Annotated in this window: 19 protein-coding genes and 1 tRNA gene; 11 read left to right on the forward strand and 9 right to left on the reverse strand. The window is 55.3% G+C overall.

Going from position 1 to position 24,738, the window contains the following annotated elements; all coding sequences use genetic code 11:
* The first annotated feature begins 496 nt into the window (after positions 1 to 496).
* Together HMPREF2804_RS01745 and HMPREF2804_RS01750 are read left to right on the forward strand one after the other, a co-directional pair.
* On the forward strand, positions 497 to 3,049 hold the full coding sequence (locus tag HMPREF2804_RS01745; protein ID WP_070627005.1) for an ATP-dependent Clp protease ATP-binding subunit: 2,553 nt from the start codon (positions 497 to 499) through the stop codon (positions 3,047 to 3,049).
* A gap of 221 nt (positions 3,050 to 3,270) precedes the next feature.
* The gene (locus HMPREF2804_RS01750) at positions 3,271 to 3,780 is read left to right on the forward strand and encodes a MarR family winged helix-turn-helix transcriptional regulator (RefSeq protein WP_048753175.1); all 510 of its coding nucleotides are present in this window, start codon (positions 3,271 to 3,273) and stop codon (positions 3,778 to 3,780) included.
* 76 nt (positions 3,781 to 3,856) lie between these two features.
* Here HMPREF2804_RS01750 and HMPREF2804_RS01755 read toward each other — a convergent pair whose 3' ends face one another.
* Positions 3,857 to 4,621: an SDR family oxidoreductase gene (locus tag HMPREF2804_RS01755; RefSeq protein WP_070627006.1), complete on the reverse strand. Its 765-nt coding sequence runs from the start codon at positions 4,619 to 4,621 to the stop codon at positions 3,857 to 3,859.
* Positions 4,622 to 4,750: 129 nt separating this feature from the next.
* Entirely contained in the window at positions 4,751 to 5,686 is a 936-nt protein-coding gene (locus HMPREF2804_RS01760; protein WP_048755018.1) for an HhH-GPD family protein, read from the reverse strand.
* Positions 5,687 to 5,820: 134 nt separating this feature from the next.
* On the opposite strand from HMPREF2804_RS01760, the gene HMPREF2804_RS01765 reads away from it, so the two are divergent.
* A complete protein-coding gene (locus HMPREF2804_RS01765) occupies positions 5,821 to 6,600 on the forward strand; it encodes a hypothetical protein (protein ID WP_048755017.1) in 780 nt (259 codons plus the stop codon).
* Positions 6,601 to 6,743: 143 nt separating this feature from the next.
* Here the strand turns inward: HMPREF2804_RS01765 and disA are convergent, their stop codons facing one another.
* Positions 6,744 to 7,817: a DNA integrity scanning diadenylate cyclase DisA gene (gene disA, locus HMPREF2804_RS01770; RefSeq protein WP_172461389.1), complete on the reverse strand. Its 1,074-nt coding sequence runs from the start codon at positions 7,815 to 7,817 to the stop codon at positions 6,744 to 6,746.
* A gap of 116 nt (positions 7,818 to 7,933) precedes the next feature.
* On the opposite strand from disA, the gene radA reads away from it, so the two are divergent.
* Positions 7,934 to 9,361, forward strand: a complete 1,428-nt coding sequence (radA, locus tag HMPREF2804_RS01775) for a DNA repair protein RadA (protein WP_070627007.1) — start codon at positions 7,934 to 7,936, stop codon at positions 9,359 to 9,361.
* Between the two features lie 175 nt (positions 9,362 to 9,536).
* Here radA and HMPREF2804_RS01780 read toward each other — a convergent pair whose 3' ends face one another.
* The 6 genes from HMPREF2804_RS01780 to HMPREF2804_RS01810 form a co-directional block, all read right to left on the reverse strand.
* A complete protein-coding gene (locus tag HMPREF2804_RS01780; protein ID WP_070627008.1) occupies positions 9,537 to 10,799 on the reverse strand; it encodes an FUSC family protein in 1,263 nt (420 codons plus the stop codon).
* 147 nt (positions 10,800 to 10,946) lie between these two features.
* Positions 10,947 to 12,485, reverse strand: coding sequence for a polysaccharide pyruvyl transferase family protein (locus HMPREF2804_RS01785; RefSeq protein ID WP_070627009.1), 1,539 nt, complete (start codon positions 12,483 to 12,485; stop codon positions 10,947 to 10,949).
* Positions 12,486 to 12,494: 9 nt separating this feature from the next.
* Positions 12,495 to 13,463 (reverse strand): glycosyltransferase family 2 protein, encoded by a 969-nt coding sequence (locus HMPREF2804_RS01790; RefSeq protein WP_246824093.1) that lies wholly within the window; start codon positions 13,461 to 13,463, stop codon positions 12,495 to 12,497.
* A gap of 128 nt (positions 13,464 to 13,591) precedes the next feature.
* Complete coding sequence (locus HMPREF2804_RS01795; RefSeq protein ID WP_004005701.1) at positions 13,592 to 14,593, reverse strand: inorganic phosphate transporter; 1,002 nt, start codon at positions 14,591 to 14,593, stop codon at positions 13,592 to 13,594.
* Entirely contained in the window at positions 14,593 to 15,210 is a 618-nt protein-coding gene (locus tag HMPREF2804_RS01800; protein WP_004005702.1) for a DUF47 domain-containing protein, read from the reverse strand. The genes HMPREF2804_RS01795 and HMPREF2804_RS01800 overlap by 1 nt, the downstream gene beginning before the upstream one ends.
* Before the next feature lie 333 nt (positions 15,211 to 15,543).
* The gene (locus tag HMPREF2804_RS01810) at positions 15,544 to 16,239 is read right to left on the reverse strand and encodes a histone acetyltransferase (RefSeq protein ID WP_070450559.1); all 696 of its coding nucleotides are present in this window, start codon (positions 16,237 to 16,239) and stop codon (positions 15,544 to 15,546) included.
* Between the two features lie 133 nt (positions 16,240 to 16,372).
* On the opposite strand from HMPREF2804_RS01810, the gene HMPREF2804_RS01815 reads away from it, so the two are divergent.
* From HMPREF2804_RS01815 to HMPREF2804_RS01850, 7 genes are all read left to right on the forward strand, one after another.
* Positions 16,373 to 16,445: transfer RNA gene (locus tag HMPREF2804_RS01815), tRNA-Lys, on the forward strand.
* Positions 16,446 to 17,133: 688 nt separating this feature from the next.
* Complete coding sequence (locus HMPREF2804_RS11050) at positions 17,134 to 17,283, forward strand: hypothetical protein (protein ID WP_168160765.1); 150 nt, start codon at positions 17,134 to 17,136, stop codon at positions 17,281 to 17,283.
* Between the two features lie 1,575 nt (positions 17,284 to 18,858).
* Positions 18,859 to 21,531, forward strand: coding sequence for an excinuclease ABC subunit UvrA (locus tag HMPREF2804_RS01830; protein ID WP_070450550.1), 2,673 nt, complete (start codon positions 18,859 to 18,861; stop codon positions 21,529 to 21,531).
* 445 nt (positions 21,532 to 21,976) lie between these two features.
* On the forward strand, positions 21,977 to 22,483 hold the full coding sequence (locus tag HMPREF2804_RS01835; protein ID WP_070450547.1) for an asparaginase domain-containing protein: 507 nt from the start codon (positions 21,977 to 21,979) through the stop codon (positions 22,481 to 22,483).
* Between the two features lie 163 nt (positions 22,484 to 22,646).
* A complete protein-coding gene (locus HMPREF2804_RS01840; RefSeq protein WP_246822662.1) occupies positions 22,647 to 23,225 on the forward strand; it encodes a peptidase in 579 nt (192 codons plus the stop codon).
* Positions 23,226 to 23,376: 151 nt separating this feature from the next.
* On the forward strand, positions 23,377 to 24,327 hold the full coding sequence (locus tag HMPREF2804_RS01845) for a hypothetical protein (protein WP_070450541.1): 951 nt from the start codon (positions 23,377 to 23,379) through the stop codon (positions 24,325 to 24,327).
* A 58-nt stretch (positions 24,328 to 24,385) separates the two neighbouring features.
* A complete protein-coding gene (locus HMPREF2804_RS01850) occupies positions 24,386 to 24,712 on the forward strand; it encodes a hypothetical protein (RefSeq protein WP_246822661.1) in 327 nt (108 codons plus the stop codon).
* Positions 24,713 to 24,738: the final 26 nt, after the last annotated feature.

The raw sequence follows: 24,738 nt of genomic DNA on the forward strand, positions 1-24,738 counted from the left end.
CGGGATGACACATCAAGTGTTATCCCGCCTTCTGTATAACGAGGTTTTAGAAAAAGCCCTTCATGAGAAGAGCTATCATCTTCAGGCTTTTTTATTAGCCTCATGATATGTATTTAGGTAATCACGTGGCGGGTATCGCCCCGGGCCTTTTCTTGGTGTTTATGGAATCCCCGTTATCTTATGAGAGCAATCCTCAAGAATGTCTCCTAAGAATCTAAATGCCGAAGCAGAATTATAACGTTTTAGTAAAGGGCGCGGAGGTGCATTAGTGTTGCTATAAGCTAAAGCGATATTAGGTCTTCTGATAGAGCCCGATAAAAGTTTCATGAAAATGTTTATGACCGTCGAGAAACGCCCGATGCGCATCCCGGTTTTGGCTCGGTAAAAGGCTCCCCGAAAAATAGCGACACAGACGTTCTCTTGATGGCGAACAGTGCACCGTAGCCGCGCTTTTCCACGTAATCTAGTATCAAGCAAAATTTCCAAGGAGTGCGCAATGTTTGAACGCTTTACCGACCGAGCTCGGCGCGTTGTGGTGCTTGCCCAAGAAGAAGCACGCATGCTCAACCACAATTACATCGGCACCGAGCATCTGCTGCTCGGGCTGATTCACGAGGGCGAGGGCATCGGTGCCCGTGCTCTTGAGTCCCTCGGGGTTACCCTGAATGCCGTGCGCGAACAGGTGCAAAGCATTGTGGGCCCCAGCCCCCAGGCGCCAAGCGGTCACATTCCCTTCACCCCGCGCGCCAAGAAGGTCCTCGAACTTTCCATGCGCGAGGCCATTCAGCTTAACCACGGTTATATCGGCACCGAACATATTCTGCTGGGCATGGTGCGCGCCTCCGAAGGCGTGGCAAACCAGGTTCTCTCTAAAGTAGGCGTGCAGGGTGCCGAGGTTCGCCAGGCCGTGATGGATCTTATTTCCGGATACCCCGGAAACAGCGAGAATAAGGAAACCGCCGGTGTGGGCGCGGGCAACTCCCGCGAGGGCACCCCGGCGGGCTCAACAATTCTCGATCAGTTTGGGCGTAACCTTACCGCCGCCGCACGCGAGGGTCAGCTTGACCCGGTGATTGGTCGTCACCACGAGATGGAACGCGTGATGCAGGTTCTCTCACGCCGCACCAAGAACAACCCCGTGCTTATCGGTGAACCTGGTGTCGGCAAAACCGCCGTTGTTGAGGGCTTGGCGCAGGCCATCGTACACGGCGATGTTCCCGAAACTCTCAAAGATAAGCACCTGTACACCCTGGATTTGGGTTCCTTGGTTGCGGGCTCCCGGTACCGCGGTGACTTTGAGGAACGCCTCAAGAAGGTGCTCAAAGAGATTCGCACCCGCGGCGACATTATCCTGTTCATCGACGAGATTCACACCCTTGTCGGTGCCGGTGCCGCAGAGGGCGCTATCGACGCTGCCTCCATCCTAAAGCCGATGCTGGCTCGCGGTGAGCTGCAGACCATTGGTGCCACCACCTTGGACGAGTACCGCAAGCACATTGAGAAGGACGCCGCCTTGGAACGCCGCTTCCAGCCAATTCAGGTGGACGAGCCTTCCCAAGAGCTCGCCGTGCAGATTCTCAAGGGTGTGCGCGATAAGTATGAGGCTCACCACCGCGTAACCATTACCGACGAGTCGATCGAGGCTGCCGTGAACTTAGCGGCACGCTATATTTCCGACCGCTTCTTGCCGGATAAAGCCGTTGACCTGATTGATGAGGCAGGTGCTCGCCTGCGCATCAAGCGGATGACCGCCCCGCCCGAGATTAAGATTCTTGACGAGAAGGCGTCGAAGCTGCGCACGCAGAAAGAAGATGCTATCAAGGGCCAGGATTACGAGAAGGCCGCCGCGCTGCGCGATCAGGAGCAGAAGGTACTCGCCGAGAAGGCTGAGGCTGAGAAGGCTTGGCGCGAAAACGGCGATGCTTTCGGCGAGGTGACCCCCGAGGTTATCTCTGAGGTGCTCGCATCCTCAACCGGTGTTCCGGTGTACAAGATCACCGAGGAAGAGTCCTCGCGTCTGATCAAGATGGAGGACGAGCTGCACAAGCGCGTGATCGGTCAAGACAACGCTATCAAGGCTCTCTCCCGTGCGATTCGCCGCACCCGTGCCGGTCTGAAGGATCCGCGCCGCCCCGGTGGCTCGTTTATCTTCGCTGGTCCAACCGGTGTTGGTAAGACCGAGCTTGCGAAGGCTCTGGCAGAGTTCCTCTTCGGCGATGAAGACGCCCTGATTACCCTGGATATGTCCGAATACCAGGAGAAGCACACCGTGTCTCGACTCTTCGGTGCGCCTCCCGGATACGTGGGTTACGACGAGGGCGGTCAGCTGACCGAGAAGGTGCGCCGCAAGCCGTTCTCGGTGGTGCTCTTCGACGAGGTCGAGAAGGCTCACACCGATCTCTTCAACTCGCTGCTGCAGATTCTTGAAGATGGTCGCCTGACCGACTCGCAGGGTCGTGTGGTGGACTTCAAGAACACCGTGATCATTATGACCACGAACCTCGGCTCGCGCGATGTGAACCGTCGCGTTCCCGTGGGCTTCCAGGCGATGGATCACGGCGATGCCGATTACGAGCGCATGCAGGCTCGCGTGATGGAGAACCTCAAGGAGCACTTCCGCCCCGAGTTCCTGAACCGTGTGGACGATATTATCGTGTTCCCGCAGCTTTCCGAGAACGAGATTCTGCAGATCGTGGATCTCTTCGTGGGCCGGTTGGCAAAGCGCCTGGCAGATCAGGAAATGTCGATCGAGCTTACGGACGCCGCGAAGGTTCTTATGGCCTCGAAGGGTTACGACCCGGCAATGGGTGCTCGCCCGCTGCGCCGCGAAATGCAGCGTAATATTGAGGATGCTCTCTCCGAGAAGATCCTCTTCGGTGAGATCAAGCCCGGCGAGAAGATTACTGTGGGTGTCGAGGGTGAAGGCGACGATGCGAAGTTCGTCTTCTCCTCGCAGCAGATGCGGGATTTACCCCTGGAGACCGTCAATAAGATGGCGGAATCTGCCGTGGAAGAAGCCGAGCAGATTACCGGAGGGGCATCTGACTAGCGGCTTTCCCCTGTAGGCAATCCTGCGGGAGGTACTAACTAAGGCTTGTCCCCGAATCCTTTGCGTGAGGGTTCGGGGACAAGCCTTAGTTGTGCAGGGTGTTTTTGCCGTGCTTCTGATAATTATTGCTGTACCCCTCCCAATATCGCTGCGCTTCTGATAAGTATGTATGTTGGTGGATAACAAAGCGAGACGGAGCCGGGGGATAGTATGCTTAGTACATGCCCGCATCATCGGAAAAATCACAGCAGTCTGTAAAATACCCTCCGCAGCCGGGACAGGGGCAAGAAGCCTATCTCGCCGAAACCCGGTCGCGCATAGGGTCGTCGATTAAACGCGCCGAGCAGGCGATGATGTCGGTCAAATCTAAGGTTCTGCGCGAGTACGATCTGAGCGTCGCACAGTATGCCGCCATGACCTCGCTCTACTATGTGCCCGGGCAGTCGGCGGCGCAGCTGGCGCGTGCCGCAGCGGTAACCCCGCAGACGATGGCCACCATTCTTGCCCGTCTGGATGCGAAAAGCCTGATTACCCGCGTGCCCTCAGAAGTTCATAGCCGCGTGAATATCGTGACCCTCACCGATGCGGGCGAAGAACTGGTTGTTCAGGCCGACGAGAAGGTTCGCGCCGTCGAGCGTGCCATGAGCGCCGAATTCACTTCACAAGAGCGTGAACAGCTGCAAGACCTGCTCGACAGGCTTATCGGGTTTCTTGAGCATAAGGGCGCATAGGTGTATGAGCGCTTAACGCGATGATGCGGTCTTCGTATATACGAAGACCGCATCGGTTCGCGCAGTATCGAAACCGCTACAGGCTTGCCAGCCACTCCTCAAGCGTGGTGGAAACGGTGTGATTTGCGGGATCGGGAATCAACCCGCCCTTGGCAATAGCGGAACCGAAATACGGCAGCTGCCGCACCACCTTCGGCGTTTTGCCGCCGACCTCGCCGCGTGCCGTGAGAAGACGCTTTACGAACTCCGTCGTTGTTCCTTCTTCTTCGCCGCGAATCGAGACGATGCCCGTGCCCGGTACCTTCTCGGAACCGTCGGCAACATCGCATACCAAATGTGCTGCAGCATCCGCAGGAATAGGCGCCATTTTCATGGTCGGCAGCACCGAGATCGGCCCCACCGTAACCTGCTGAACAATGGGGTCAAGAAGCTCAAACCACTGCGTCGAACGAATAATAACGGTGTCTACGGCGGAATCCTGATAGGTTTTCTCCTGCGCCGCCTTGCCCGCATAGTAGCCGTATCCGCGGCTAACCGCCGGGTTTTCTACTCCGGCGATCGAGACGCAGACGATGTGCTTCACATCGTTATCAGCCGCCTGCGCGATATTGCTGGAGGTGCTGATAAAGGCTGTCTGCGCCTTTTTGCTGCTCATGATCATGTTGTTAATCGCGTCGATCACAACATCCACTCCGGTCAGCGCCGCGCTTAAATCTGCGAGCGATGAAACATCTACCCCGTGTGAGCGGCTGATCGGCACTACCTCGTGACCGCGTTTTTCCAGTTCGGCGGCAATTTTCGAGCCGATGGTGCCGCTCGCCCCTATGACCGCTATTTTCATGGAGTCCTCCTTCACGAAGAAATGAGCTTTCCAGAATGTTTTCTCCATTTTTCCAAAGATTTCAGGTGAAAACAATATTTTTTTCGGGGTTTATCGTGAGTTGGGGAATAGTGCATAAAAGGCCAAAATCTAAAGCGAAACTCTGTCCTTACGCTCTTTCGCAAGTTTATCTTTCAGAAGCCCGCTGTAGCATCGATCGATTTGTTCTTGGGACGAGTCGAGTTTGCGTAAATCCTGCACCGGAACCTTCAGGGCATCGGGAACAGTAATATCGGTGGAGAAGTCCGTTAGAAGTTCCCGCGGCACCGGTGCGTGCGCGGCGCGCAGAACCGCCATCATGGCACCGCGCAGCTGCCGGTCGGTGCCGTGCCAGCTCTGCCCCGTAGGCGTATACTCGGCCTGTGGCTTTCCCGCCTTCACCCACGCGCAGATATCCTCAAGAGGGCACTGTTCGCAGCGTGGATTCTTGGCGACGCATACGAGTGCGCCCAGCTCCATAACAGAGGCGTTCCACACGCAGGAGACGGCAGTATTCTGCGGCATCAGCTCTTCGGCAAGGGTCGTTTCGGCGACGTTCAAATGCTTATGGGGCAGCGCCTTGCCCATGACGGCGCGGGCGTGCACCCGGCGGATATTAGTGTCGATAACGGTGGCGCGTCTGCCGAAGGCGAAGACCGTAATCGCTGCCGCGGTGTATGCCCCCACGCCGGGAAGCTCAAGAAGTTCGTCATAATCCGCCGGAACCTCGCCGTCATGATGCTTCGTAATAGCGACCGCCGCGCCGTGCAGTCGTTGGGCGCGGCGCGGGTAGCCCAGACGACCCCAGGCGCGCACCGCCTCCGCACTGTCTTCGGCGGCGAGTGATGCGGGCGTGGGCCAGCGGCGCATCCACTCTTCCCAAACGGGAAGCACGCGGTTCACAGGGGTCTGCTGCAGCATGAATTCGCTCACCATCACACCCCAGGCCGTGCAGTCGGCACGGCGCCACGGCAGATCGCGGGCATGATGCTGGTACCAAGTATTTATGCGGTGGTGTAGTTCGTGTGAGTTTTGTAAATTGAACATGGCAATAATTGCTTGCGTTGTAATGTATTACTGTTTCTAGGGTAGGTGATATTGGGTGTCGGGTGCCAATTGACCCACAATATACAGGCAATGTATTTTTATCTATTCTATGTAGCTTATATATATGGTTTTGCATGCACGACACCCAAAAAACCGTTATTCTTAACGGTATGTCTGAACTTGGTCCCGAATTACCCCCCGAAGTATACCGCCGCCGTCGTATCGTTGCCGTGGTAGTGCTTATTCTTGTTTTGCTGGTTGGCATTGTTGGTATTACCACCCTAGTGAACCAGATTAATAAGGGGCCTCAAGACGATGTCGCCGCAGAGGCGACAGCCACCGGCGAACCTTTCCAGAATTTTAGCGCGCGCCCCACACCTTCTACGGTTGCGCCTTCGGGGTCGGTGAGCGGTTCAGCATCCGGCAGCCCGAACGCATCGGCAACCCCGTCTGTTTCTGGGACTCCCGCGGTATCCGGCAGTGCAACTCCGTCCGGGTCGGCGAGCGCATCCGCAACGCCAGCCGTGGCTCTGTGCAATGCCAAGGATCTAAAGGTGACGGTCGAGCCTTCAAAGAAGCAGTATGCGCCCGGTGAAATGCCGTCATTCCATGTGGTGTACACGAATTCTGCGGGTAATCCCTGCTTTATTGGCGGCGAGAAGGTTGCTGAGGGTGTGGAGATCAACATTACATCGGGCGATACCCAGGTGTATTCGTCTGCGAAGTGCACGCCCACTCCCACGAAGAAGACCGAGATTCCTGCGGGCAAGGAAGCCGCCAGCGATATTGCGTGGGATCGTAAGCTCAATACCTCCGGGTGTAATGCGCTGAAGAATACGGCGAAGGGCACATATTGGGTGACGGCTACCGTGAACGGGGTGACCTCGCAGCGAGTGAACTTCCTGTTGAAATAGCGCCCACGGTATTTCCCTGCGGGAATATATAAAAGACGTATAGAAAGAGCCTTTATTTCAATAAAGAGGGTTTTAATGCTTTATTGAAATAAAGGCTCTTTCTATCGGGCGGCTGGTGTTCTTCGGACCGTACCCGGCTAATGTTAGAGGTATTTTTCGAGGCTGCTTTCCGCCATACGGGAGAGCGATTCGCGCACGGTGCGGGCACGATGCTCGCCTATGCCATCAACATCACGCAGATCTTCCAAGGATGCGGCCATGAGCGCCTGCAAAGTGCCGAATCGTTCAACGAGGCGTTCGGCAATTGTGTTCGGAATAGTGGCGATGCCGTCAAGCAAGCGGTAGCCGCGCGGCTGCAGGGGAGTGTCGAGTTCGTAATCGCCGAACCCTGCGGCCTGGGCGATCATAGTGAGGTCCACAATATCCATGTCGGTAAGGTCGCGTAGAGCCCGAGTTGCGATGGAGATGCTTTGCGCGGTGGGTCGCGGCAGGTAGTCGTGCAGAATAACGTCGATACCCGCCATATCGGGGCTGCGGAGCTCTTCAAGCTGAAGTGCCACCAGGCGACCGTTCACACCGAGTTCAAGCACATAGTGACTGACTTCAGAGATAATACGCCGCACCATCTCCATGCGCTGCAGGGTGATAGCGACATCACTGAGCGTAACGTGTGATTCGATTTCGAGTGCGGACAGCGTGGAAAGCACCTTGTTGAGGCGTTTCTTATAGCTCTCAAGGGTCTGGATTGCCTGGTTGGCGCGTGCCATCAGGTATTGGGTGTCTTCGACCGTGTACCGGGTGCCGTCCACATACACCGAAATGACGGACATAGAGGCGCTAACCGAGATCACCGGGAAGCCCGTCTGGATTGCCATGCGTTCGGCGGTGCGGTGGCGTGTTCCGGATTCGTTGGTGTCGATGGTTGCATCCGGCATGAGCTGTACCGCCGCCATGAGCAGGCGGGTGGCGTCGCGGTCACAGATGATCGCGCCATCCATCTTGGCGAGCTCACGCAGGCGGGTGGCAGAAAATTCGGTGTCGATGGTGAACCCGCCGGAGGAGAGCCCCGTGACGGTGCGGTCTGAACCGAGCACGATGAGTGCGCCTGTGCGCCCCCGGAGGATGCGTTCTAACCCTTCACGCAGCTCGGTGCCGGGGGCGATCTGCGCAATGGTCTTCAGGAGGAGTTCACTGTAATCTGTCTGCACGGAATATATTGTATCGTTTTAGCCTGTGTCACCGCCTTTGTGCGCGCCCCACCCCGATATTCTCTTCTTCGGCTTTTGACGATCTAGGTGTTTAAAACGTCAGGGTCGCCCGTACAATAAAAACCATGGCTGCACGCACAAAAACCACTAAAGGAACCCCCGCCTACCGCTGTACCGAATGCGGCTGGACCACCGCCAAATGGGTGGGTCGATGCGGTGAGTGCCAAACCTGGGGGTCTGTTGAGGAAGCCGCCGGGGGTACCGTGGCGCGCACCCGTACCGCATCCAGCGTGCAGAAACCGGCGCAGGTGATCGGCGAAGTAGACTCGACCGTCGCCGCCTATATGAGCACCGGCAACCCCGAATTCGACCGGGTACTTGGCGGGGGACTGGTGCCCGGTGCCGTGATTCTGATGGCTGGCGAACCCGGCGTGGGCAAATCTACCCTGCTGTTGGATGTTGCCGCCACCTTCGCGCGCGGATACACCCCGCGAACCCCCGCCGCTGAGCGTGCCCGCGCGAAAACCCGCGACGTGCTGTACGTGACCGGTGAGGAATCCGCCGCGCAGGTTAAGCTGCGTGCGGACCGCATCCACGCCGTCGCCGATACCCTGTATTTGACGAGTGAAACCGACCTGGGAACCGCGCTGGCGCATATTGAGCAGGTAGACCCGGCGATGCTGGTGATCGACTCGGTGCAGACCCTTGCGTCCGCAGATGTTGAGGGCAGCGCCGGGGGTGTTACGCAGGTACGCGAGGTTGCCGCATCACTGATTGCCGCCGCGAAAGCACGCAATATGTGCACCCTGCTGGTGGGGCATGTGACCAAGGAAGGCACGATCGCCGGGCCGCGCCTGCTGGAACACCTGGTCGATGTGGTGTGCCAGTTCGAGGGTGATAAACACTCCAATATTCGTATGCTGCGCGCCATCAAAAACCGGTACGGACCCACCGATGAGGTCGGCTGTTTCGATATGCACGAGGACGGGATTGCGCCCGTGCTCGACCCGTCCGGCATGTTCGTTTCGCGCACGCCGCATCCGGTGGCGGGAACCTGCGTGACCGTGACGATGGAGGGGCGCCGCCCGCTTTTGGCCGAAGTCCAGGCGCTGTTGGATCAAGCGGTGGCACCTGCGCCCAGGCGCACGGTGGCGGGGTTGGAATCGGCGCGCATCCAGATGCTTTTGGCGGTTTTGCAGCGCCGTGCCGGGCTGAACGTGGGCAAACTCGACTGCTATGTTTCCACGGTGGGAGGCGCTAAAATCGCCGAGCCCGCCGCCGATCTGGCGTGCGTGATGGCGCTGGCATCGGCCGCGCAGAATAAGCCGCTGCCGCGTAAACTCGCGGTGTTTGGCGAGGTCGGCCTGGCCGGGGAGGTGCGTGCCGTGCCGGGTATTCGCCAGCGTATTGCCGAGGTTGGCAGGCTGGGGTTCACGCATGTGCTGGTGCCCGCATCCCCAACGGGCGTGGGGCAGGTGCCCGATGGGGTGACCGTGCGCGAGGTCGCCACCTTAGGCGAGGCGCTGAACCTGCTTTTCCCGCAGGATAAATAACTGCCGCACATCGCGACGTGAACCGCGAGCAGATAGTATTTCGGCGAGCAGACAGCAATTCGTTGTCTGCTCGCCGAAATATTATCTGCTCGCGGGTCCTACGGTAGGGTCTTATGGGCGGGTTCCACGGGGATTAGACGCACACCATCAGCCATACGATACGAGCAGGAAAGACCTACCCCAGCCCCTCTTCGAGGTCTTCATCGCGCAGCATGATATTAACGGTGCGGGTGCGCAAATCCTCCTCCTGAGCGCCCGCAACATCAGCCTGCACAATCGGAATCTCGGAAGTACGCGGCGCATGCTCCGTCACGGCCTCGCCCAGCGGCACCAGCATGGCGGACGCATCCTCATGATCCATACCTGTAGCCTCTAACATATCCACGGTTATAAGCCTCAGCATAAGCACCAACGACTCGCCCTCGAAGGTCTCTACCCCCAAATGCTTCGGCTCCAGGGTCTCGGCGAGAGAAATCAGGCGCTCGCGGGCAACCTCCATATAGTGTTCACGCTCATGTTCGGTACTGGAATACATGCCCAGTCCCGTACTCTGGGCGGCAAGCGCCAGTTCTTCGAGCGCCGCCGAAAGCGTTTCAAGGGCCTTCGGGCGCAGCTGCACATGCGCAATCGTGGATGCCATGCGCCTGTTAAACACGCGGGTGTTGCGAATCGCCAAATCGATAGCCCCGAGGGTCTGCGCCAGCCGATCAAGTTCGATTCGAGTCTTCTTTCCCGCCCACGAAAGCTGCGCCATACCGCGCGCCGTCACCAAATCATTCTTACTCGCCTCATACAGCGGCTGAAGTTTACGCGAATCCTGCAGGCTCTGATACGCCTGATCGTAGTTGTACCGGCGAATCGCCTTTGCCGCCAGAAAGAAGACATCCGAGAAAGCGCTCATAAGAGCCTCGGCACGCTGACGTGACCCACTTCGCGGGTCTTTGGGCATCAAAAACATCATGAGGAACGCCGCAACACCACCGATCACGCCGTCAAGACTGCGGGTAAACGGCAGATCCGAGGTTGGCGGTAGCAGAATCACCAGGCAGGCCTGAAAACTGAGCTGAATCGTAAAAATAATGCCGTTATCCAAGAACCTGGCCAGAAGTACCGAAATAAACAGGGCAAGTGTGGCCTGCCAGATGCCGCGCCCGAGCATCTGCAAAAACAGATCGCCAATCAGAATGCCCAGGCTCACCCCGAACGAAACCTCTAGGATGCGCCGCGAATGGGTAGAGCCGCTCACGTACCCGAGCGACACCAGCGCCGCGACCGCCGCAAAAATAGGTTCCTCATGCCCCAGCACACGCTCCGCAAAAAGATACGCCCCCATCGAAGCAATCGTGATCTGAATAGACTGAAAAAATCCCGCCCGAACGCGGTGAGCCCCGGCGCGGACATAGTTTAAGGACTGTTCTTTCAGGGATGCGTGTGCCATAGTTCTAGTCTACCCGCCCTGAAATTGTGCCGCTGCGGGTCTTTTGCGCCTTCGGATGATATGCATCAAAAGGCTCTTTATTCGACATAAAGCGAGACTTCTCATGCCTGATAAGGCTCTTTTTAAAAGAGGTTAGAGGCGATAAGGCTACCGGAACCGGCTCCCGATATGCCGCATCGCCTGCACCTGCCGACTGGTACGATGCGCCGCCCGCACCATCCGCGAACGCTTCAACGCCTGCAGCTCATCCTCGGCACGCTCAAACTCACCCCGCATATGCGCCTCCCATGAGTGCATGCGATCCGAAAGTGCCCACTCGGTACCCTCGGCCAGCGAAGTCTTCAGCAAAAGCTCACGCACCGCATTGTTAATCGCCTCTAGGGACGGTTCCAGGGCGGGAACCGCCGCAGCCACAGAAATACCCTCCGGCATATGCGCCTGCCTCTCCCCGCGCACAGAGGCCGCAATATACTCACGCCACGCGTGAAGCAGCGCGGTCACTGCCTCATGCTGCACCCGCAGCTCTTGGCGTTGCCCCCTGCTGAGCGAGAGCGCAGACGCAATGAGCTTCTCGGGAATGTCGGTGCCGAGCATATGAAGCGGAGTCATAAAATTCTGCATCCCGTAATGCCCCATGACCCCGCAAATCCGCATCTCAGTAAACGCATCGGGCACCAGCGCAACCGCAGGAATACCGGCGCTAAGGCTAAAGACCGCGGGATGGTACCGGTCGGTGATATTCAGCGCGGCACCCTGATGGATGCGCACCGTCGCATCCGCGTGCAGAATCGGTATCACTGTTGCAGGGGATTTCATGGATGCGGCAACCAGCTCATGCGCCTTGTAGTCACCGGTGCGCCCGCCCTCCGACGCCGGGTCGCCCATATGCCCCAGGAAGACCGCCGCCAGCCCATACTCGGAGTAAATCTTGTCTAATAAAGCGGCTAGTTCGTGTACTTTGCTCCCCGAAACCTCGTGCACCGTCACGCACACATAACGCTCGGGAAGATCAGGAACCTCAACCCGCGCATCGGCATAGTCGAGCGTTATCTCGGGGGTATGTGCCCGGTAGTCGCTGGCATCGTCCACACCCTCAAGCGCCTTAAGATCGTGCTCGCGGCACCACTCGTAGGAGCTGCGCTCGCGCACTGCAACCGAGGCTGCCGAACGCAGCATACGCAGCAGAACTTCCTCATCGCGCGGGGAAAGTACGGGACCAATCGACTGCCCGGAGACAAAGACCGGAATCTTCGCATACTGCGCCACCAGTGCGATAGCGGCGCGCTCATACAGCAGCCAGCCGTAGCGCGAATTCAGGTTGCCGCCGCCGGAAATGACGACCGCATCCACCGATTGAATACCCTCTGCAAAATCGCGTATATGCTGCGCTGACGGGCAAAAATCGGGCAGATCCGGCATAACGCCGCCCACCAGAAACTCTTCGAGGCGTTCCAACGTGATCTCGCGCTCGGCGGGTGTCCACGGGAACAGCAAAAACGGCATATATTCGTATGCAGACAAACCTCTGCCCCCCAGATAACGCTTGCTCTGATCGGCGTCACGGGTTGCTAAAATAACCTGCATTCCTGCATCCGCCAGGTATTCGGCGGTGCTGATCGTCATGGCCTCGTCCCCCACATGGTAGACGGGCTGGCCAATATCGCCGACAACAAGAACACGAGTCATATGCGTACCTTATTTGCTTGATGAATCTTTAGGCGAAAAAACGGCACGCAAACGCGAAAGTTTGCCACTCCACGACATCGCCCGCTCCATGCGGTGCAGCCGCTCACACTGTTCCTGCTGCATATTTTCGAGACGTTCCAAACGTTCCTGAACGTCTTGAAGCGCCTCTAGAGTTTCCAATAGACGGCCGTCAAGTTCGTTCGTCAGGTGCGCCTGGTAAAGGTAGGGCCCGATATGCGCCCCGGCGGCAAGATCTTCACGGATCGCGTTGGCGCGCACCTGCGCATCAAAAATACGATGCTGCTGCTCGTGGCTCACGCTGTTGGCGGCAGAACCCGTCGCATCGGGGCGTTTACACCAGTACGCCAGCGGCTCGTCCAGAAGCTGAACCTCACCGGCCATGGCGGCGCGCATATTGAATTCCCAGTCGCCCACCACGGGAAGTTCCTCATCAAAATACCCCACCTTCTCGTGCAGGGTGCGGCGGTACAGCACGCCGATCGGAACCGCGCGATTGGTACGGAATAGGAACTGTAGCCCCATGGCGGGTAGATCTTCGTGAAAGGTGCATTCGTTCAGAACAATAAAACCGTCCTCGGTTTGCTGCTCAAAACGCTCGATAATCCGTACCACGCACATATCGGCACCGGTCTCATCAAGGGTTGCGACGGTACGTTCCAGGAATTGGGGATCCCACAGGTCATCGTCGTCATGAATGGCGATATAGGTAGACTCACTGGAGCGCACACCCAGGTTAGAAGCCGCTTCCATATTGCCGCCCGCAGCATGAAGAAGAACGGTCTGCGCCGCAACCGGGCTACGGTCAATAATCTGCTGCGATTCTTCCTGATTTCCGCCGTCATCGACCACGTACACGGTGTATTGCGTATACCGTTGCTCGGCGATGTTCTGCAGGGCACGTGCGAGAAAGACCGGGCGATCTTTCGTGCGTACAATGACGGCGACAGAGGAAAACAAAGCTCTCCAAAGAATATATAAGGCCTGCGCATAAGGCACGTAGGGCGGAAATATATAGGGTTGTCTAGAATTCTACGGAGTTGCGCGGGAATAAGCGAGCATTCCAGCCCACATTAGGGGTAAAAATTCTACCCAAATATGCCATCAAGAGCCATCATAAGGGCGATCGCACACAAAAAACATGCCGGAAGCGTGACAAACCAGGTCAGCATAATGTTCGCAACGATCTTCGGCTTCACCGAGTTAAACCGCTGATTCACCCCAGCCCCCAGGGCGGATGCGGTCGCCAGGTGCGAAGACGAGAACGGCAGCTGCAGCAGGAAGTACCCGAGCGCCTGCATAAGAGCCGTGGTGCCTTGAGCTACCGCGCCGCGCATCGGGTCTAAGCGCACCATACGGTAGGCGAAGGTGTAGCCGATGCGCCGCCCACCCGTGAGCGTGCCCGCCGCCAGAGCCAGCGCAATAGTGAGCACATGCCAGGGGAGAAGATCCCGCGTGGGAAGCGGAAAAACCGCACCCAGCACGTGCAGCACCAACAGGTACAGGTATCCGGTCTGCATACCGTGCAGAAGCGAAATTGCGGATGCCGACACCGCCAGCACCTCACGCGAATGCCGGTTCACGCTGCTGGGCGAAGAACGGATAGCTAGTCGGTAAAACGGGAGCACTAAAAGCCAGGAGAGGAGGAAAATCAGGGGCGGCAGGTAAAGAAGCGGCAGCAGGGTGGCATCAAAAATCGCGGGGATAAACCGTGAGCCTTCGCCATCAACCCGGGCATACCACGCCACCCCGGCAAGGGCGCCGATGAGGGCGTGCGTTGAGGAAGCTGGCATGCGTAAGGCCCAGGTCGCCACACCCCATAAGGCGGCGGTGATAAGCGCGGCGGTCAGCCCCGGAAGGCCCAAATGCCCGCTGGGAACGGCAATCCAGGGCACACTCATATCGGTGATCAGCAGATACGCCGCAAACACCCCGATACCGTTGAACAGCGCGGCGGTAATCAGAGCCGCGGTATCGCCCATCGTGCGGGTGCGTACCGGCACCGCGATCGCATTGGAGGCATCGTGCATGCCGGTCACAAAAATCGCGGAAAGAAACGCGCCCACACACAGAATACTGAGCAGAACCACTAGGACTCCTGCACGATAATACGCCCGATCTCAGAAGACACGCCGCGCATCGCATTCGCCGCCTCAACCAGTTGGGCAATGAACTTGGTGTACCGGCGGTAGCGTTCCATCGGGAAGCGTTCGGCGAGTTCTGCATCGTATTCTTCGGCGGTACGAACGGCTTGGCGCGAGATACGCAGCATATCCATCCAATAGTTATCCAGGCCCTTAATATCGGCGAGCTTGGGGATCACCGCCTCGGTCAGCACCGCCTGCCGCTGAATAATGTCGAGTATCGCGGTGATATGCGGGGCAAAACCGTCAATTTTGTGCAGATAAAGGATGTGCGCGGCACTTGTGAGCTTTTCGACCGCGTTCGTGAGTTTGCGAGCCAGCGTGTAGAGGTCTTCGCGGGGTACCGGGGTGGCAAATGAGCTTCGCACGGTGGTGAGGGTCATGAAGAACAGGTCGGTTGAGTTCGCCTCGTGCACCAGCATGCGGTCGAAGAGCTCGGGGTATTCGGAGGTAGACGAGCCAACCATTTCGGAGAGGAGCGCCGCCGCCTCCGCCACCTGCACCGAGATTTGTGCAAGCGAGGTGAGTGAGCTGTTGGCTTGTGGAAAGATGCGGTGCAACATAGTTACAGTCTAACGCGGGTGTGCTGAGGGTGCGCGGGTCTCATGCTTCCCGCGCGGCGGCTTGAGAATACAACAGCGGGAAGGCTACATAAAAGCCTTCCCGCTGTGAACGTTAGCGATGTCGGGCTGGGAGCGCCTCTCGGCGGAAGGCCGCTCGAAGCGGCAAATGATTTGGAGCCCGGGGCTACCTATTAGCAACCCGACATCTTGTCTTAAATTATCCGCCCGCGCCGAGCCTCCGTCAAGGTACATGAGCTCTAAGCAGAACACCCGGCATCAGTTCCGAATCCTGTATTTTCCCGGGATTTGATAGCGCGCGAGTACTGTGCGGGGCTACAATGCTTCGAGTCCGCCGCTTGCCCGCCAGTGCGCGGCGGTCGCCTCCAAATCCTCGGCAATTTTCACGAGTTTTCGGGATTGTTCGGGCACGCGGAACATGCGTTCAATGCCTTCGCGGCGAACCTCGTGACTGGGCGGATGCACCCCCTGCGGGTTGCCAGAAAGTCGGCTAATATCTGCACGCTCATAGTTGAGACGCAGCCCCAGTGCCACCACGCGCGCGAACGCCGCAAAACGTTCGAGAGCTATATCAATATCGCCGCTGTAGAGACCGGCCAGAATTTTGTCCGCCGTTTTGACGACCTCGGAGGCGCCTGGCGGGTCTGGTACCCCCGCCAGCAGATGCGAACGGTAATCGGCACCCATACCGGTAGAGAACGCTTGTGCGGTGGCCTTCGGGTAGCGTCGTACCATGTCGCGCAGGGAATACATGCGCCATAGCGCGCCGGGGAGGGAACGCGCGGGTGAATGAGACCAGAGCTGCGCAAGCGCCTCAATACCGTATTCGTCAGTGAAGTCTATGAGCCGGGCGGCAACCTCCGGATCAGAGTTTTGGCGTCCGCGCTCCAGCAGAATGCGGGCAGACGTATGCGCCGCCTCATCACGGGCGGCGGGATCTTCACCGCCGACGCGGCGCTCAAACTTTTCGCTGGGCTGAGATACTGGGCGATGATGTGCACGATGAGTCATAGGAGTTTAGTGTAACGGGCAGGGCACGAGTTTTTCGAAGGATTCAGCCGGACGAAAATCATATCTGCGAAGGCGACTCGTGACGGATTTGTAGTGTATAGTAGATGATGTCTTCGCGTTCACGCGGGACGGCGCGCCTTTAGCTCAGTTGGTAGAGCTACGGACTTTTAATCCGCAGGTCGTGGGTTCGAGCCCCACAGGGCGCACTCTTCACCAGAAAGAATCTGGTATCTCGCCCCTTTCGGTATGAAGCCGATCGGGGCGACTTTTCGTTTAATCCGTCCTTGGCCTTCTTCTATATACGAAGGAGCGGGAACATGTGCGGAGACAATGCTGTTTCCAAGGAGATCACCAACAGTTAGATCAAGCGCACCAGCAAGTGTAAATAACTCATCCAAGCTGAAGTTTTGTTTTCCTCGAAGCCGGTCTGACACGCCTGCCTGTGTAGGAGAACCCGAGTAGATTTTGCAAGCACGCATGTATCGGTATGTAATCCTTTTGCAGGATTGGGGATTACAGATCGCACCGGATGAGCTGACACACGCGGCTCCGTGGACAGCTCTAGTAGCGGCTTAGAAACATCGGTTTTAGAAGACCTTTAGAGGATATATAGATTCAATGTCTTTTCGGATGGTTAATTGGGCATACGAACAGGATTTACCGCCTAGCCCAAAGTTTTTGTTGGTCACGATTGCTGATAGAGCTGATTACGCGGATGCTGTCGATTGTTCGGTCTGTGGTAGAGACCGGGACTATCACTACTGCTAAAGGGGAAGCGTAAGTCACTTTAGATGATTTTATTGGAACGAATTTTGAAATTCTGGTCATTTTCTTCGGCCTAGTCTTGTCAATATTTTCTTGATATTAAAAATATCGGAAGAAAGGAAAATAACCATGACCACTAAAAGCAATTTGCGGGATGATGAAAAACTAAACACCGGTGAAAAGATTTTCGGTATTTTTATCATCCTCATTGTATTATTCATTGTCTTTGTAGTTGTTTTTGGGCTTTGGAATGTTTGGAACGATTTTTCCAGTGAATGACCTCATACTAGACAATCGAAACAGAAAACAACTCGAACTATTGATATTCTTTCATTTTAGTTATCTAAAGAAAAAGTACAAACTGGCAGCTTTGAAGGTCGCACAGGCGGAAGCATTATTGGAAATGTTGGTTATGCGCAGGGAAACAGTGGGGGGAAACCTGTTATCTATATTTATACTCGTTACCGTGCCGCCAATATGAACGACGATGCGGCATCGGCTCAGGATTCCTTCATGGATGTGACTCCGCAGAACCCGTTCTACCGCGAAATCGCATGGTTTAAGGTTCAGAAGGCGAGGAAATAATATTTCATAAGGTTTACAAATGTTGAAGCATAAGTAATTTTGTTCCTTTCCATGTCATATCATATGGGTTCAATATGATATGAGCTTTGAGGCGGTTGCTCCTACGGTTTCCCTAGGGTGACTACATTTTTTGTGTCTTGGAACCGCTTGCTGGTGTGATGTTGCAAGTTTTTTGTCGGGCGGTGCCGTGTTTTTACTTGCCACATGCGTAATACATTATTGAGCGCCTCGTTTCGTGGTGTCGCCGATCCGGTCTCCACCTGTGTACACCCTACAGAGCACCCTAACCTGTGGGGGTGTAAAGCGTAGACGGTTTAAGGGATGTATTAGTAGATGCTCTGCGGGTTGAGGTCGGGAAAGTTTTTTACTCTACTTGTTGCGTTTTTCCTGTTTATCCCCGACTCACTTATGAAAGTTATTCATGTCGTCGTGGTCTGGGTGTGCGTTGTTGTGTTCGAGAAAATTTTTTTGATGTCGATGGTGGCGGGGAGGATTTAGAGACTCATGAAAGATTTTGAAGTTTTATGTGAGCATCCTGTTGTGTGCTGGTTCCTTTTTATGGTTGCTCCTACGGTTTTCTGGAAGCTATTCCTTCCTATTGCCAGTGTTGTGTGTGAGGTGGGTATGTCCTGGGTGAAAAGGTTCGTGGAGGCTTTTATGCGGACGGTTTTGCCTGGTCCGGAGAAGGTTGGGGTACGTCTTGGGGTATGGGTGCGTTCTGTGTTCCGGCGGTAGGTGGGTGACTCATTGGGACGCTCACGCGAAGGCTTTGTTTGACCCTCAGACGGGATTATTTCGGAATTGTTCAGCGATGCACCGGCCGGAGGAGACTTTTACGGATGCGTGATGTGGCTCAGATCGAGTCTGAAGTGTGGGCTGATGCCAAATTTATTGAAGCCACTCAAACTAATACCTCGTATTGGTAAGACTTAAAAAATAGAGGGAATTAAGCGAAATCTTAATCCCCTCTACCTATTCCTTTTTTCAAGAATTAATTACTGAGCGGCAGGAATGCTACCGTGCGGATCAGTAACATACTTCACAGGAGAGCGAGTGTTTTATCAACCTCAAGGGACTTTTAGTTCCTCAGCAAACTTACCATAGCATAGAGGTGGTAGAACAAGATCTTCACCCCCCCCCATGTGAAAGAGAATAAAAATCGTTGTCTACGAATCGCCGGGATAGGGAGTAAAATGGCAAACGACAAAAGATCACAACGATTTTGAGGCTACCGGTGCCTCACACAGAAGCGATTGGTCAAATTCATCTATGAGCGATTTACCCGAATCCACCACAAATAAAGAAACTCACATCCAGCCAAATGTTCAAGTATTGGGCGCACGTCAAAATAACCTGCGCAATGTTGATCTTTCTGTGCCCCGTGATGCTCTCGTGGTCTTTACCGGCATGTCAGGATCAGGTAAATCTTCCCTCGCGTTCGGAACCCTCTATGCAGAATCGCAGCGCCGTTATCTAGAGTCGGTGGCCCCCTATGCCCGCCGTCTTATCGATCAAGCGGGAGTGCCCGACGTCGATTCCATTACAGGGATGCCCCCCGCTGTAGCCCTGCAACAACAGCGAGGTGGACAAAACTCCCGGTCGACCGTTGGTAGCATCACGACCATCTCAAGCCTGGTTCGTATGTTGTATTCACGCGCCGGCCAATATCCAGAGCATCAGAGCATGCTCTATGCCGAGGATTTCTCTGCCAACACCCCGCAGGGGGCATGCCCTCAATGCTATGGAATTGGCAGAGTCTATGAAGTACCCGAAGATCACATGGTTCCCGATCCCACCAAAACCATCCGTGAACGAGCCATAGCTTCTTGGCCTACCGCCTGGCACGGTCATCAGCTTCGAGATGTATTGGTGGCACTTGGCTACGATGTAGATATCCCCTGGAAAGATCTTCCCAAAAAAGATCGCGACTGGATTCTTTATACGGACGAAACACCACATGTACCGGTCTATTCGCGTATGACACTTGCTGAGGCTCAAGCGGCTAAACAAGCACATGTTGAACCTTCTTATAGCGGCACCTACGTGGGTGCAAAACGCTATGTACTGGATACTTTTGCTAATACTAAAAGTGCCTCCATGAAACGCAAGGTAGCGCAGTTTCTCACATCAATCCCTTGCCCAGCCTGCCACGGTAAACGCATCAAACCAGAGGCTCTCTCAGTAACCTTTGCAGGGTTAGATATTGCTGACTTCTCCCAGCTCCCTCTCTATGAGCTAACCAATCTTCTTGAAAAAGCTGTTGAAGATGCTTCCCACACAATCACTATGAAGGCAGATGAGAAAGAAACGCTCGGGCAAAGCTTACACCAAAAAAGGGGAGAAGAAGCTACAGAGTCAGGCAGTCACACAAGTGAACTTGTTGCTGAGACAGAACCGGAAGCTCATAAAAATCCCCCTCAGCCTGTTGAAAAACTTGCCGCTACCTCTCGGCTGGCCGCTGTCCTCATTGAGCGTCTTCGCCCCATTATCGACCTCGGCTTAGGCTATCTTTCTCTTGATCGAATGACTCCTACCCTTTCCGGTGGTGAACTGCAACGTTTGCGCTTAGCTACTCAGCTGACGTCTGAACTTTTTGGTGTGGTCTATGTATTAGATGAACCTTCTGCTGGTCTACATCCTCAAGACACCCGTGCGCTTCTTGACGTTCTTGACGGACTCAAAGCACGGGGAAATAGTCTGTTTGTGGTGGAACATTCTATTGAAGTAATGCAACATGCTGACTGGATTGTGGATGTAGGGCCGGGAGCTGGAGAACATGGTGGTCGAGTCCTTTACAGCGGTGAAGTTGATGGTTTAGCCCACGTCCAGGAATCTCTTACACGCGGTTATCTCTTTGGAGGCAGTGGGCTCCCACCGCATACTCCTCGGAAACCTGAGCAGTGGATAAAACTTTCTGGAGTTAGCCGAAATAATCTCCATAACGTGGATGTACAAATCCCACTAGGGGTTCTCACTGCCGTCACAGGTGTTTCAGGTTCGGGGAAATCTAGCTTAGTCAGCCAGTGCCTACCTCAACTGATAGGTCATCGACTAGGTAAAACGGTGCAGGTAGATGAAACACCCGTAGAGGGAGATGAAATTTTAAGGGCCGAACAGGCCCCTGAAACGAGGGGAACTGTTGAAGGTGATTTCAGCGGTATACGCCGCGTGGTTGCCATCGATCAGAAACCTATTGGGCGAACACCTCGTTCCAATATTGCCACCTATACAGGGCTCTTTGACCATGTGCGCCGTCGTTTTGCCGATACAACAGAAGCCAAACGCCGGGGATACAAACCAGGCAGATTCTCCTTTAACGTAGCGGGCGGGCGCTGTCCCACCTGCGAAGGTGAGGGGTCGGTGATGGTAGAGCTACTCTTCTTACCCTCGGTGTACACAAAGTGCCCGGACTGCCAAGGTACCCGCTACCAGTCAAGCACCTTAGAAATACTCTGGCGTGGTAAGAATGTGTCCCAAATTTTAGAAATGAGTGTAGAGGAAGCTCTGGGGTTTTTCGACGGCGAAGTGGAGGTTACGCGTTCACTGGCTGCGTTGAGAGATGTCGGCTTGGGTTACCTGCGTTTGGGGCAGCCTGCGACTGAGTTATCTGGTGGTGAGGCACAGCGCGTCAAACTAGCCACGGAGTTGCAACGGGCACAACGCGGCGACACTCTGTATGTACTTGATGAACCCACTACCGGTCTGCACTGTTCAGATGCTGACCGTTTGATATCGCATCTTCAGACTTTGGTTGATGCTGGTAATACGGTAGTGATGGTCGAGTTGGATATGCGAATTATCGCAACGGCTGATTATGTGATTGATATGGGCCCTGGCGCGGGAGAGGGAGGCGGTCAGATCGTTGCCACGGGAACACCTGAGCAGGTGGCCACGGTGGAAGATAGTGCTTCAGCGCCGTTTTTGGCTACGGTTTTAAAATAATTAAACTAATATTCCTATGTTCTTTTTCTGGCTATGTAGTTGGTAAATGATGCTAGAAAGGATCTCTCGAAGTATTGATTTGGGTAACTGATATTCTCTAATGATTCTTGAGGCTGCCCTGAAGAATATACTGATAGAGACTGTTATCTTCTACGGGCAGAGCGGTAGGAGACGTTTTCCTGTTGACGACCAGCTGATGACACTAGAAAACCCGCCGTTGATGGTATCCCGGAGATATCTAGGCAATGCTTCTGTATGCTTTATCTGATAATAAAAGCAGATGCATTCCCCGGCATTAAAATTTAGACGGATAGTGGGTGAAGCGTAGCTGTCTAATTCTTGCCACAGAACGTAAAGAAAATCGCTCCAATGCCCTAGAATATATGCGGTACCGGGGCAAAGATACACCCCCGGCGATGTTTCAGCCCCTAAGGAGCCCGCGCCCATGAGCACCATCAAAAACCCGGACGTTATCACTATCCTGGCAACCGGCGGAACTATCGATAAGTTCTACTCGGTGGCGGGCACCCTCGATATTGGCAAGCCTGCCGCGCACGATGTGCTGTCGAGAGTGCTCACCGACATTCGTTTTGATATTCGCGCGCTCATCGGCAAAGACAGCCTGGATATGACCGACGAAGACCGCGCCGAACTCGTTGCCGCCCTCAACGCGATTGAACACGACCAGGTTCTCATCACCCACGGGACCGACACAATGAGCGAATCCGCCCGATACATCGCCAAGCACGCCGATCTGGGGTCAAAGGTTGTGGTGCTGACCGGTGCCATGCAGCCGGCGGTCATGGCGCATTCGGATGCGGGGTTCAACCTGGGGGCTGCGATTTCCGCACTTAACCTGCTGGAACCGGGCGTTTACATCAGCATGAGCGGCCGAATTTTCCCGGCGCACACCGTGCGTAAGGATCGTGCCCGCGGGATTTTCGAGGGATAAACTCTGAAATTTTTGCTGCGTTCTGCAAGCTCTTGGTGACGCTTCAGTAAATAGGGCGTAAGTTTCAGCGTTATCTCAGTTTCATCTCGTACCGTAGTATTGAGTGCTTTCTCGATGGCGCCTCCGGCAGTGCTTCACAACGCCAGCGGCAGACAGGGTACCTATGAGCGAAAAATATAACCCGGGTTTTTGGGATCAGGCTTGTTCCACGCCGCCACCCGTGCGGCGCCTGTACCTTGTCCGCATGCTTTTCCTCGTGGTGCCTGCACTGACGCTGGTGTATTTTTTCGAGGCTATCGGGCTTGACCCTATCGGCGCGGTTCCCCTCATGTACCTGTCTCTGCACGGCTGGTTTGCGGTCGCGTATGCGCGGAATAAATCTATGGGGCTTGTTATGGTGGGAAACCTGTTCAGCGCCCTGGCGGCATCCGTTATCACCGGATTTTTCGCCTATATTTTGGTGTTTATTCACGGGCCAAGAACACTATGGAAACTCTTGGGAGGCTCGTACCCCATTCTGACCATTTGGATTATGGCGTCCTTCGTGATCGAGATTTTATGCTCCCTTATATTCGTCTTCCTGATCTTCCGCAGGTTCCCCTCCCGTGCCGAACGTGAAGCCCAAGAGACTCGCGAACTGTCAGAAGAGTCTTCCCTGTCTGAAGACCAGGCAGTCAACGACCATACGCTGACTAAGGCCGAAGCACAGAGTACACACCGCTCAGACTCTGATATACCGTAATGAGTTCCTGAGCTCATCCGCTCCCCAACGTGCCATGATTGCAGCCGTTACTCCCTGCAAGCGTGGTAGTGTATGACATAACCCAACGTTGGTGTAGCGAGGCACCCGCGCGCCGGGCTACACAAAAATTACCGGTAACGAGGATGTACATATGAGCACAGACCCCATGAAAAACGATGATTCTTCCCGTCAGCCTGAGGAACCTAGAACTACGCCGCAGGAATCTTCGGCGACGTCGCCTGTAGACGAGCATTCGGGGGACAGCACCGCACATAAAACCGCCGGAACCGGCGGCGCATCGCAGCACGAACACAGCGGGCGTACCTCAAAGTCGGATCCCTCACCCGAGGATAAACAAAACCCCAACAACTCCGGCAACGCCCAGAACCAGCAGACTGCTCCGTCAGCGCCAGGGTATGTTGGGTTACAACCGGGATACCCTGCGCCGAGTCCATCGACGCCTCCAAATCCCTATGCGAATCCGCATGTCGTACCCGGATATTCGGGATATGCAGTGCCGAATCCAGCCGCATACCCGTACACTGCATATCCGGCAAACCCGCACGATGAGATTGTCCGCAAACGTTCGCTGATGTACCTGCTGCGTCTGTGCATTGTGGGTGCTCTTATTGCGATCGGTATTGTTGCGATGACTTTCAACCTTATCGGTGCGATCATCGAACTTAGCGACTGCGGAACCGGCAGCTACTCGTGGAGTGAATACTCGCAGCGGATATGCCGTGAAGATAACACCTCAGCAATCACGGGGTCGTCGATTTTCCTTGTCATTTTTATCGCGTACCCGATATGTCATATTTTTGGGCTGCTTGCCGTCAGGAAAAATCAGCACCATGTGAGGGTGCTTGTCATTAACATTATTGGCATTGTGCTTTCGTCTCTGGGGATTGTGCTTGCTGGTTTAATGCTCTTGGGCGGTATAGCGATGATAACGGCGTTTGGATCCTCGGGATTACTTGCCATTTTTATCATATTCCTCGTGGCTGGGGCAGTACCCGTGGCAGAGCTTATTTTCTCGATTATTTTCGTCCGGCATGCCTCGTGGATGAACCATAAGGACTACTTCACGAAACCCGGTGTATAACCACTGCGGGGTGCCGCACCGTGCCCCATTCGAGTGCTCTTGGTGTGAAAGGTAAAATGTGGCTCACGAGCCGGTAGAAAACGTATCTGGCAATAATTCCGATGTACAGTTGACGGGTCGGGGTGCGGAACACCATGTGGCGCATCCTGCCTTGTCGGCGGGTTATCCAGTGCAGGGTCAGTCTGGTGTCCCCGCTTATGCAGCACCCCAGAACCCCTATACTGTCGGGTCTGTAGCGTACGGTGTGCCGGGTACCTTCGGGTACTCTGGTGCATTATCAACGGGTCCTGATAACTCCGAAATCAGAAAATATGCATCGATATATCTGGTGCGTCTAGGTATTGTAGGTGCGCTTCTTGCCCTGTATGCGATGGGTATTATCTAGTTTTCTGAGAAGACTCCACCCTTTAG

It is taken from the genome of Rothia sp. HMSC065G12 (assembly GCF_001811455.1).
Lineage (GTDB): Bacteria > Actinomycetota > Actinomycetes > Actinomycetales > Micrococcaceae > Rothia > Rothia dentocariosa.

Coding starts and splice junctions, on each gene's coding strand:
- HMPREF2804_RS01750 (WP_048753175.1), top strand. CDS start 3,271: ATGCCCGCATCATCGGAAAAATCACAGCAGTCTGTAAAATACCCTCCG.
- HMPREF2804_RS01840 (WP_246822662.1), top strand. CDS start 22,647: ATGAGCGAAAAATATAACCCGGGTTTTTGGGATCAGGCTTGTTCCACG.
- radA (WP_070627007.1), top strand. CDS start 7,934: ATGGCTGCACGCACAAAAACCACTAAAGGAACCCCCGCCTACCGCTGT.
- HMPREF2804_RS01765 (WP_048755017.1), top strand. CDS start 5,821: ATGCACGACACCCAAAAAACCGTTATTCTTAACGGTATGTCTGAACTT.
- HMPREF2804_RS01745 (WP_070627005.1), top strand. CDS start 497: ATGTTTGAACGCTTTACCGACCGAGCTCGGCGCGTTGTGGTGCTTGCC.
- HMPREF2804_RS01845 (WP_070450541.1), top strand. CDS start 23,377: ATGAGCACAGACCCCATGAAAAACGATGATTCTTCCCGTCAGCCTGAG.
- HMPREF2804_RS01800 (WP_004005702.1), bottom strand. CDS start 15,210: ATGTTGCACCGCATCTTTCCACAAGCCAACAGCTCACTCACCTCGCTT.
- HMPREF2804_RS01835 (WP_070450547.1), top strand. CDS start 21,977: ATGAGCACCATCAAAAACCCGGACGTTATCACTATCCTGGCAACCGGC.
- HMPREF2804_RS01810 (WP_070450559.1), bottom strand. CDS start 16,239: ATGACTCATCGTGCACATCATCGCCCAGTATCTCAGCCCAGCGAAAAG.
- HMPREF2804_RS01755 (WP_070627006.1), bottom strand. CDS start 4,621: ATGAAAATAGCGGTCATAGGGGCGAGCGGCACCATCGGCTCGAAAATT.
- HMPREF2804_RS01785 (WP_070627009.1), bottom strand. CDS start 12,485: ATGACTCGTGTTCTTGTTGTCGGCGATATTGGCCAGCCCGTCTACCAT.
- HMPREF2804_RS01830 (WP_070450550.1), top strand. CDS start 18,859: ATGAGCGATTTACCCGAATCCACCACAAATAAAGAAACTCACATCCAG.
- HMPREF2804_RS11050 (WP_168160765.1), top strand. CDS start 17,134: ATGACCACTAAAAGCAATTTGCGGGATGATGAAAAACTAAACACCGGT.
- HMPREF2804_RS01760 (WP_048755018.1), bottom strand. CDS start 5,686: ATGTTCAATTTACAAAACTCACACGAACTACACCACCGCATAAATACT.
- HMPREF2804_RS01780 (WP_070627008.1), bottom strand. CDS start 10,799: ATGGCACACGCATCCCTGAAAGAACAGTCCTTAAACTATGTCCGCGCC.